Here is a 10,203-nt window from a genome sequence, read left to right on the forward strand (position 1 = left end):
GCACCACCATCACCACCGGCACCACCATTGGTGCCCGAGACACCAGCACCCGCGCCCTCAGCGACCGCGTCAAACCCGGCACCACCCTTACCACCGGCACCACCGGCACCACCATTGCCCTGCGCAGCATGCGTGGTGCCATCGACCTGCAACCCGCCCAGGCCACCGTTACCACCGGCGCCGCCGGTGCCGCCATTGCCACCGGCAACGCCCGCGGTGGTGGAGTTGGCACCATCGAAGCCCTTACCGCCCTGGCCGCCGGCACCACCCACACCGGCTGTACCAGCGGTTCCATCGAGGGCCTTGCCCACGCCGTCGCCATTGGCGCCACCGGTCCCAGCCTTGCCGGCGTTACCACCGGCACCACCGTTACCGCCGGCGGTGCCGTTCGCGTTGCCGGCCGTGCCATCGACACCGGTCGAACCCGCGGCACCCGCGCCACCGTTACCGCCATTGCCGCCGACGCCACCCGCACCGGCCGTGCCGTCGTTGGTGCCCTGCCCACCGGCACCACCGGCACCACCGTTACCGCCGGCCCCACCGTTGGTGCCGCTGCCACCCGGTGCGGCTCCGGTGACGCCCGCGAGGCCCGCCCCGCCCTTACCGCCGGCGCCACCGTTGCCGCCATCGCCCTGGGCGGCACGTGTTCCGTCGGTTTCCAGACCGCCCTGGCCGCCGTCACCACCGGCGCCACCGGCGCCACCGTTGGTGCCGTCCACACGTCCGGTGGTGCCGTCGACACCGGCGAAGCCGGCGCCACCGGCACCGCCCTTACCGCCCGCGCCGGCCGAACCGTCGGTGCCGCTGCCGGCGTTGGTTCCATCGCCGTTGTCGCCGCCGGCGCCGCCCTTGCCGGCGTTACCACCGGCGCCACCGGCCTGACCTGCCGCACCGTCCACATGGGTTGCGGTGCCGGCCGCACCGGCCGCGCCCGTGGCGCCGTCGCCACCGGACCCACCGTTACCGCCCTCGCCACCGGCGCCGTGCGTTCCCGCGTTGGTGCCGGTTCCGCCGACACCACCGGCACCACCGGCACCGCCGTTGCCGCCGTTCTCCCCGGCCGCGCCCGCAGCCACCGCGTTCTGGCCCTCGTAGCCGGCACCGCCCTTGCCGCCGGCACCACCGTCACCGCCGTCGCCGTCAGCGGCCCGCGTGTTGTCAGCTTTCAGGCCGCCCTGGCCGCCGTTACCCCCGGCGCCGCCGGCCTGACCGGCGGTGCCGTCCGGGTTGGCCTGGGTACCCGCGGCACCGTCTTGGCCGTCTTTGCCGTCACCACCGTTGCCGCCGACACCGGCAGTGCCCGCAGCCGCGCGAGAACCGTCGGCCTCCATACCGCCGACACCGGCGTTACCGCCGACACCACCATTGCCGCCTGCAGCACCCGCCGCCGCGGCCAAGTCGGAGGCAGCGTCATAGCCCGCGCCGCCGATGCCACCATTGCCGCCCTTACCGGCCGAACCGCTGGTACCGGTCGCAGCATGATTGCCATTGCCGGAGCTGCCACCCGCGCCGCCCACGCCGGCGTTACCGCCGTTGCCGCCGTTGCCGCCCGCGCCGCCATCGGGGTTGGTGGCATCCCCGGCGGTTCCGGCCCCGCCATTGGCGCCGTCGGTGCCCGAACCACCCTTGCCACCGACACCCCCGACGCCGTGAGTGCCCGCCGTCGAACCGGTGCCCCCGACACCTCCGTCGCCGCCGGCACCACCATTGCCGCCCGAAATGCCCTGCCCTGCACCAGCACCCAGCGCGTCGTAGCCGGCGCCGCCCTTGCCGCCAGCGCCACCGTCACCACCGACGCCGTCCACAGCGCGCGTGGTGCCGTCGACCTCAAGGCCACCCTGCCCACCGTTGCCGCCGGCACCGCCGGCGCCACCGGCCTTGCCGTCCGGCGTCAGCGCGGTGCCCGCGGCACCGGCCGCACCGTCCTTACCGTCGCCACCGTTGCCGCCGAGGCCGGCCGTGCCCGCAGCCCCGCGCGTGGTGCCGTCGGCTTGCAGACCACCCAGGCCGGCGTCACCGCCGGCGCCGCCATTGCCGCCAGCCGTACCGGCCGCCGCAGTCGAGTCCGTCGCCGCGTCATAGCCCGCACCACCGGCACCACCGCTGCCGCCCTTACCGGCCACGCCCGCCGTGCCGCTACCGGCCTGACCACCAGCGCCCTGACCTCCGGCACCGGCATGCCCGGCGTCACCACCGTTGCCGCCGGCCTGACCGGCTGTACCGTCCGGGCTACTCGCCGTGCCCGCATTGCCGGCCGCGCCGTCGAGGCCGTCGCCACCGCCACCACCGTTGCCGCCGAGTCCGCCGACGCCCTCCGTGCCGGTCGCGCCCGCAGGACCGCTGCCCATGAACCAGCCACCGGCCCCACCGGCACCGGCAGTACCGGCCGCGCCGCCGTTGCCGCCTAACCCACCGTTGCCGCCACCGGTGCCGTCAAGGTCGAGACTGGTGCCGTCCGCACCGTCGGCACCCGCGCCGCCGGCACCACCGTTGCCACCGTCGCCGGCCGCGCCACCCTTGCCGCCGGCGCCGAACCAGTACGAACCCCGGCCGCCGGCACCACCGTTACCGCCGGCACCACCCTTGCCGCCGTTACCTCCGTTGCCATCGCCACCGTTGGCGAAGCTGCCGGCCAACCCGGCCGCGCCGGCAACCCCGTCACCGCCCTGGCCACCGACGCCCGCCGTGCTGAACAGGCCCCATAGCGCGGCATCGCCACCGATGCCACCGGTACCACCGACGCCACCGACCGTGGTCGCGTCACCGCCGGCGCCACCGTCACCGCCGTGGCTGAACCAGGCGAACAGACCCGCGGCACCACCATCGCCACCGTCACCACCGTCGACGCCATCACCGCCGGCGCCACCGTCGCCGCCGAACAGACCGCCCTGGCCACCGTTACCACCGTCGTCGCTGGCGCCGGTGCCGTCGGCGTCCCAACCCGCGCCACCATTGCCGTAGATCCAGCCGCCGGCGCCACCGTCGGGGTTGGTGGCCGTGCCGTCCGCACCGTTTCCGAACGGCATCAGCCAATTGATGTCAGCCCAATTGAAGGACGCATCGGCCGAGCCGGGCAGATCCAGCGAGGCCGCCCCGATACCAGCCAGATTCAGATCCGCAAGAATCGCATCCCACATGGCCGGCTCACCCAGGCCGTCGAAGAACGGCGTCCAACTCCCCGGATCGAAGACCACCGCCCAGGCGGCCTGGTCGCCCCAGTCGGCGCTCAGATCGGCAACGGCGTTGCCCAGGTCGGCGCCCAACAGGTCTATCAACACATCGTCAAAATCGGCGTGCGCGGCCGGCGCCCCCGCCCACGGCCCCAATCCAAACGCGAGAAACGCGCCGACCGCGGTTCCAGCACCAAAAACACGGTTGCGACGAACCTTAAATCCACCCTGACGATGACGAGCCATGATGCTTCTCCCCTTAACTGACGCACAACGCCGGCACAGCAATTGCGTCGAGAAGCTACGTTAACAGTGATTCGGATTCAGTCAACCCCAGTGCACTCCAGCAGACTCCGAGCCAGTGGATTCGCTTGTTACCCCTGATTACGGTTAGCAGAACTCCATAAATAGACTTACAACTAGTGTTGTCAATCAGTTAGCTCACAGCTGTCTAACAGCATTAGTTCACGCTGATAGCTCTCAGCAACGAGGCCGGATGCTCGGTGAGTTTGCTGGGAGTCGACGCGCCTGGGTCGGTCGACTCGGACTGGTCGCCACCCCTTCAGGGGCAGGCCATCTTTGGCCACAGCTTCGCAGCGGCCGGGCGCTCGCCGTTGGAGGGATCGCCACCGAGGGTGCAGCGGCACCCGCCGACCCCGGTGTGACTCCCGCCCCGCCGCCAGGGTGGCCGAGACCTGAGGCCGACGACCTCGACTGCCGGGCCTGGTCCAAGATTTAGGCGGTCGGGGTCCAGAATTCGCGCCCGATCGCGAATCCGTCGTCCGGATTACTGTCCAGTAACCCGCCGTGACCAGTAACGATAAGAGAAATAGTTCGCAATAAGCATGGCTTTTGCTTCACTCTTTGACGCCAAAAGGGCGACGCGGCCACCCCGTTGCCGGGTAGCCGCGTCGGTCTGTCGAACCGGGATCAGCCGTTGGGGCCCGATCCGTTCGGGCCGTTACCGCCATGGCCGCCGTCGCCGCCCAGGCCGAGGTTGCCGCCGTCGCCACCGGCACCGCCAGCGCCGCCGGTGCCGGATGTTCCGGTGTTGTTCCAGCCGTCACCGCCGTTGCCGCCATTGCCGACCGTGCCGCCGGGCACGCTGCCGGCGCTGCCCGCAGTGGCGTTGCCGGAACCGGTCCCGGCGTTGCCGCCCGTGGCGCTCGGGTAAGCGACATCGCCGCCGTCACCGCCGTCGCCGCCCTTGTGGTTGGTGGCATCGCCGTTCGCACCGGCCCCACCATCCCCAGCGGTGCCACCGGCGCCGCCGTTACCACCATTGCCGCCCGCACCCAAGCTGCCTGTGGTGCCGTGCGCCCCCCCCGAGACCACCGTTGCCGCCGGCACCACCATTGCCGCCGGTACCCGACGCGGCACGGTCGGTGGTGCTGCCCGCGAGCAGACCACCCTGACCACCGTTGCCACCGAGGCCGCCATTGCCACCGGCGGTTCCGTTCACGCCCGCGGACGGGACATCGCTTCCAGCCAGCGCATGGGGCGCATCAAGAAGGCGCCCGGCGACATTACCACCGTGGTCGTCCCGACATACAGCGTCATCAGCACGCCGCCGATGAGGCCCAGGTCGTGGTACTGCGGCAGCCAGGTCACCGAACCCACCGGGCGATGGAACACCGGGTTGTCCGGCGCCGGGTTCCAGGTCTGGCGAACGGTCTGAAGGTTGTGCATGAAGTTGCCGTGGCTCAGCACCACGCCCTTGGGTGCCTGGGTGGTTCCGGAGGTGTACTGGATTGCGGCGACGGTCGCCGCAGTCACCGGCGGCAGCGCCCAGCGATCGGCTGCAGATTCATCGCCGCTCAATTCTTCGGTGGCGAACCACTGCAGCGGCGGCAAGCCCGCCGCCTCGGCTGCGCGGTCCGCTGCAGCCCGGATCCCGTCTTGGGTTTTGGCAGTGGCCAACGCGATTTCGGCGCGTGCGTCGGGCACGATTGCCTCGATCCGCGCCGAGGTCCACTGCGCGTCCACCGGTATCGCGACGGCGCGGGCATACAGGCACCCGAAAAAGGCGACGATGCTGTCCAGACCCGGCCGGCAGAAGATCAGCACTCACTGACCCGCCGCGCCGTGCTGCTGCAGACCGGCGGCGACTGCCCGGGCCCGGCGATCCAGCTCGCGATAGGTCAGCCGGTCGTGTTCGTCGTCGCCCTCGGGGCAGAAGTGGAACGCGACCTTGTCGCCGTGGCGGTCGGCCTGTTGCCCAAGCAGGTCCACCAATGAAGATGCGCTGGGCTCTGTCCTCGACATCGCCCAGCGCACCTGGAGATCGAACGAAATTACTGCTGCTGAATTACTGCTGCTGGCAGAGGTTGTCCAGGACGTCGATCTGCCCGCGCAGCTGGTCGCGCAGCGGCTGCTGGACGGCGTCCTCGGGCGAGTGCCCGGCCAGGTAGTTGATGCTCAGCGCCTCGAGGGTGTCAGCCATGTCGCCAACGGCCTTCGACAGGTCGCCCGGGGTGGCCGGGTTGGCCTCAAGGTTCTGGTGCAGGAAGGCGCCGCCGGCGAACAGCGAAAGCCGCGCGTTGGTGCCCACCGCCAGGTCGCCGGCCAGGTCGCCCGGGACCGGGTTCTGCAGGTTGGTGTTGAACTGGGTGCCCTGACGCACGACGGCCTGCGCCTCGCAGATCTTGCCCTTGGCGTCGGCGCGCTGGTCGTCGGAGAACTTCTGGCTAGTCGACGGGTGGAACCAACCGAGAATGGCCAAAACGATGCCGATCACGGCCAGCGCCAACGCGGCGATGGTGGGCACCGACAACGCCGACGCGGTGGTGGAAGATTGCGGAAAACCCGCGCTCTTGGGCTTGGCAGACGAAGATTCACTGGCAGGAGTCTCAGGCATTGCGCGATCGTAGCGGGACAGCTCGCATTAGTCACGCGCAACCAGGATCCGGCGCGTTGCCGGTACCCTCATGTGCGATGTTGAGCACCGAGCCGCAGACCACACCACGCCGCCTCACCGGTTGGGGCCGCACCGCGCCGAGCGTGGCGCAGGTGTTGTCGACCCCGGATGTCGAGGTCATCGCCAAGGCGGTGGCGCGGGCGGCCGACTCCGGAAGCCGGGGCGTGATCGCGCGGGGCCTGGGCCGGTCTTACGGCGACAACGCCCAGAACGGCGGCGGCCTGGTGGTCGACATGACCGCACTGAACCGGATCCACTCGATCTCCGCCGACCGCGGTGTCGTCGATGTCGACGGCGGGGTGAGCCTGGATCAGTTGATGAAGGCGGCATTGCCGTTCGGGCTGTGGGTGCCGGTGCTGCCCGGGACTCGCCAGGTCACCATCGGTGGCGCGATCGCCTGCGACATCCACGGCAAGAACCACCACAGTGAAGGCAGCTTCGGCAACCACGTGGTGTCGATGGAGTTGCTGACCGCCGACGGTTCGGTGCGGCACCTGACTCCAGACGGTGACGAGGCCGCATTGTTCTGGGCCACGGTCGGCGGCAACGGCCTGACCGGGATCATCCTGCGCGCCACGATTGCCATGACGCCGACCGAGACGGCGTACTTCATCAACGACGGCGACAACACCACCACTCTTGACGAGACCATCGCCTTCCACAGCGACGGCAGCGAAGCCGACTACACCTATTCCAGTGCCTGGTTCGACGCGATCAGCCCGCCGCCGAAACTGGGCCGCGCCACCATCACCCGCGGACGGCTGGCCTTGCGCGACGAGCTGCCGAAGAAGCTGGCCCGTAATCCGCTGAAGTTCGACGCGCCACAGCTGATGACGGTGCCCGACATCTTCCCCAACGGGTTGATGAACAAGCTGAGCCTGAGCGCCATCGGTGAGCTGTACTACCGTCGCGGCGGCCACTATCGCCGCAAGGTGCAGAACCTGACGCAGTTCTATCACCCGCTGGACCTACTTGGTGAGTGGAACCGCGGCTACGGGCCGGCCGGTTTCGCCCAGTACCAGTTCCTGGTGCCCACCGAGGCTGTCGAGGAGTTCAAGAGCATCATCATCGACATCCAGGCCAGCGGGCACTACTCGGCGCTCAACGTGTTCAAGCTGTTCGGACCGGGAAACGAAGCGCCGCTGAGCTTCCCGATGCCCGGCTGGAACGTGTGCCTGGACTTCCCGATGAAACCCGGCGTCAACGAGCTGCTCAACGAGCTGGACCGCCGTGTGCTGGAGTTCGGCGGCCGGCTCTACACCGCCAAGGACTCTCGCACCACAGCGGAGAATTTCCACGCCATGTACCCGCGGATCGACGAATGGATCGCGGTGCGCCGCAAGGTGGACCCCGACGGGATCTTCGCCTCCGATATGGCCCGACGTTTGGAGCTTCTGTAGATGGTGTTCGACGCAACCGGAAACCCCCAGTCGATTCTGCTGCTGGGCGGCACGTCCGAGATCGGTTTGGCGATCTGTGCGCGCTACCTGCGCAATGCCTCGGCGAGCGTGATCTTGGCCTGCCTGCCCGGTGATCCCGGCCGGGACGGCGCCGTGGCGGCGATGGAGGCGGCCGGCGCGAAGTCGGTGCGGATCGTCGACTTCGACGCGCTGGACACCGCGAGCCACCCGGCGATGATCGACTCCGCTTTCGGCGCCGACGATATAGATGTGGCGATCGTGGCATTCGGCATGGACGCCGACGCCGAGGAGCTCTGGCACAACCAGGCCAAGGCGGTTCAGGTCGCGCAGATCAACTACACCGCAGCGGTATCGGTGGGTGTGCTGCTCGCCGGCAAGATGGGCACTCAGGGCTTCGGGCAGATCATCGCGATGAGCTCGGTGGCCGGTGAGCGGGTCCGCCGGACCAATTTCGTCTACGGCTCCACCAAGGCCGGGCTCGACGGCTTCTACCTCGGCCTGGGCGATGCGCTTCGCGAAGACGGGGTCGGGGTGCTGGTGATCCGGCCCGGCCAGGTGCGCACCCGGTTCTCCGCGCATGTCAAGGAAGCACCGTTGACCGTCGACAAGGAAGACGTCGCCGAACTGGCGGTGACCGCAGCCGCCAAGGGCAAGGAGATCGTCTGGGCGCCAGGGGCGTTCCGCTACGTCATGATGGTGCTCCGGCACGTCCCGCGGGCGATCTTCCGCCGGTTGCCCATCTAGCCGATGAGCCGCGCCAGCCTCGTGCGTCACACACGTCACGGCGGGGAAGGCTGCGGTGAGTTGCCCGCCTTTGAGCGACAATCGTTGTCGCTCAAAGGCGGGCAATCGGCATATATCTCTTTCCGAGTGAAAGTTGAGACTGGTGGTGGCCGTGCGTAATGCGCTGAACGCGGTGGCCCAGATGATCCTGGCCGGCATCATCGCCGTCGTCGTCGCGGTGGTCGCACTGGTGGCGATCGCCCGGGTGCAGTGGCCGGCCTACCCGTCGTCGAACCAACTGCACGCCCTGACCACCGTCGGGCAGGTCTGCTGCCTGGCCGGGTTGGCCGCGGCCGCGGTGCTGTGGCGACGCGGCCGGCAGGCGCTGGCCTGGCTGGCGGCGGTGGTGTTCGCCAGCGCGTTCTCGGTGGTGACGCTGGCGATGCCGCTGGGGGCCACCAAGCTCTACTTGTTCGGAATCTCGGTGGACCAGCAGTTCCGCACCGAATACCTGACCCGGCTGACCGACAGTCCCGCGTTGGCCGACATGACCTACCTCGGGCTGCCGCCGTTCTACCCGCCCGGCTGGTTCTGGCTCGGCGGGCGGGCCGCGGCCTGGACCGGGCTGCCGGCCTGGGAGATGTACAAGCCGTGGGCGATCACCTCGATAACGGTGGCCGTCGCGGTCGCGCTGGTGCTGTGGAACAAGATGCTCCGCTTCGAGTACGCGCTGCTGGCCACCGTCGCCGGGGCGGCGGTGACGCTGGCCTACAGCTCCCCGGAGCCCTACGCGGCGATGATCACCGTGCTGCTGCCCCCGGTGCTGATCCTGACCTGGTCGGGCCTGCGGGCGTCCGGCCGAGGCTGGGGCGCAGTCGTCGGCGCCGGTGTCTTCCTGGGCTTTGCCGCCACCTTCTACACCCTGCTGGTGGCCTACACCGCCTTCACGGTGGCCCTGATGGCGGCGCTGCTGGCGGCGTCGCGGGCGATCAAACGCGCCGGCGCCAAAGCCGCGCTGAGCCCGCTGGGCCGGCTGGCGGTGATCGGCGTGATCGCCACGGCCATCGCGTCGCTCACCTGGACGCCTTATCTGCGGCAGGCGCTGTACCACCCGGCCGGCGAGTCGCGCAGCGCCTTCCACTACCTGCCCGGCGACGGCGCCGAGCTGAGCTTCCCGATGCTGCAGTTCACGCTGCTGGGAGCACTGTGCCTGCTGGGCACGCTGTGGCTGGTGACGCGGGCCACCAAGTCAACCCGAGCAGGGGCCCTGGCGATCGGCGTCGTCGGCGTCTACCTGTGGTCGCTGCTGTCGATGCTGTCCACACTGGCCCTCACCACCCTGCTGAGCTTCCGGCTCCAGCCGACGCTGACGGTGCTGCTGGCCACGGCCGGCGTGTTCGGCTTCATCGAGGGCGCCCAGGCGCTCGGCCGGGCCGCGCACGGCTGGCACACCATCGTCTACCCGGTCGCGACCACGGTGGGGCTGGCCGGGGCGATCGCGTTCAGCCAAGACATTCCCGAGGTACTGCGGCCCGACATCACCGTCGCCTACACCGACACCGACGGCCACGGCGATCGCGGCGACCGGCGCCCACCCGGCGCGGCGAAGTACTACGAGGCCGTTGATGCCGCTATCACCGCGGCCACCGGCAAGCCACGCAACGAGACGGTGGTGCTCACCGCCGACTACAGCTTCCTGTCCTACTACCCCTACTGGGGCTTCCAGGGGCTGACGCCGCACTACGCCAACCCGCTGGCGCAGTTCTCCGCGCGCGCCGCCGCGATCGAGGCCTGGTCCAAGCTCGAGACCCCCGAGCAGTTCACCCACGCGCTCGACGACTTGGCGTGGCCGGCGCCGACCGTATTTCTGATGCGTCCCGGCGCCGGGGACAGCTACACGCTGCGACTGGCCAAGGACGTCTACCCCAACCATCCCAATGTGCGGCGCTACACCTGTCTCTTATACACATCT

Annotated in this window: 6 protein-coding genes and 1 pseudogene; 3 read left to right on the plus strand and 4 right to left on the minus strand. The window is 69.7% G+C overall.

What is annotated here, in order from left to right; genetic code table 11:
• From LI94_RS23930 to LI94_RS18285, 4 genes and pseudogenes are all read right to left on the minus strand, one after another.
• The coding region (locus tag LI94_RS23930; RefSeq protein ID WP_343252078.1) for a PGRS repeat-containing protein at window positions 1-3,278 on the minus strand (3,278 nt) is incomplete at its 3' end.
• Between the two features lie 822 nt (window positions 3,279-4,100).
• Complete coding sequence (locus LI94_RS25105; RefSeq protein WP_152664869.1) at window positions 4,101-4,616, minus strand: hypothetical protein; 516 nt, start codon at window positions 4,614-4,616, stop codon at window positions 4,101-4,103.
• A gap of 12 nt (window positions 4,617-4,628) precedes the next feature.
• Window positions 4,629-5,435 (minus strand): annotated as a pseudogene (locus tag LI94_RS18280) (AMP-binding protein).
• A 43-nt stretch (window positions 5,436-5,478) separates the two neighbouring features.
• Window positions 5,479-6,027: a hypothetical protein gene (locus tag LI94_RS18285; RefSeq protein WP_231384242.1), complete on the minus strand. Its 549-nt coding sequence runs from the start codon at window positions 6,025-6,027 to the stop codon at window positions 5,479-5,481.
• A 77-nt stretch (window positions 6,028-6,104) separates the two neighbouring features.
• Between LI94_RS18285 and LI94_RS18290 the strand changes: the two genes are divergently transcribed.
• The 3 genes from LI94_RS18290 to LI94_RS18300 form a co-directional block, all read left to right on the plus strand.
• On the plus strand, window positions 6,105-7,487 hold the full coding sequence (locus tag LI94_RS18290; protein WP_046302079.1) for an FAD-binding oxidoreductase: 1,383 nt from the start codon (window positions 6,105-6,107) through the stop codon (window positions 7,485-7,487).
• Window positions 7,488-8,252, plus strand: coding sequence for a decaprenylphospho-beta-D-erythro-pentofuranosid-2-ulose 2-reductase (locus LI94_RS18295; protein WP_046302080.1), 765 nt, complete (start codon window positions 7,488-7,490; stop codon window positions 8,250-8,252).
• A 181-nt stretch (window positions 8,253-8,433) separates the two neighbouring features.
• Window positions 8,434-10,203, plus strand: a 1,770-nt coding sequence (locus tag LI94_RS18300; protein WP_192831000.1) for a galactan 5-O-arabinofuranosyltransferase, incomplete at its 3' end; no start/stop codon positions are given.

Origin of the sequence: Mycobacterium sp. UM_Kg27 (genome assembly GCF_000972905.1) — a bacterium.
GTDB lineage: Bacteria > Actinomycetota > Actinomycetes > Mycobacteriales > Mycobacteriaceae > Mycobacterium.

Bases quoted from the DNA above. Each gene is read 5' to 3' on its own strand.
- LI94_RS18285 (WP_231384242.1), bottom strand. From the start codon at position 6,027: ATGCCTGAGACTCCTGCCAGTGAATCTTCGTCTGCCAAGCCCAAGAGC.
- LI94_RS18290 (WP_046302079.1), top strand. From the start codon at position 6,105: ATGTTGAGCACCGAGCCGCAGACCACACCACGCCGCCTCACCGGTTGG.
- LI94_RS18295 (WP_046302080.1), top strand. From the start codon at position 7,488: ATGGTGTTCGACGCAACCGGAAACCCCCAGTCGATTCTGCTGCTGGGC.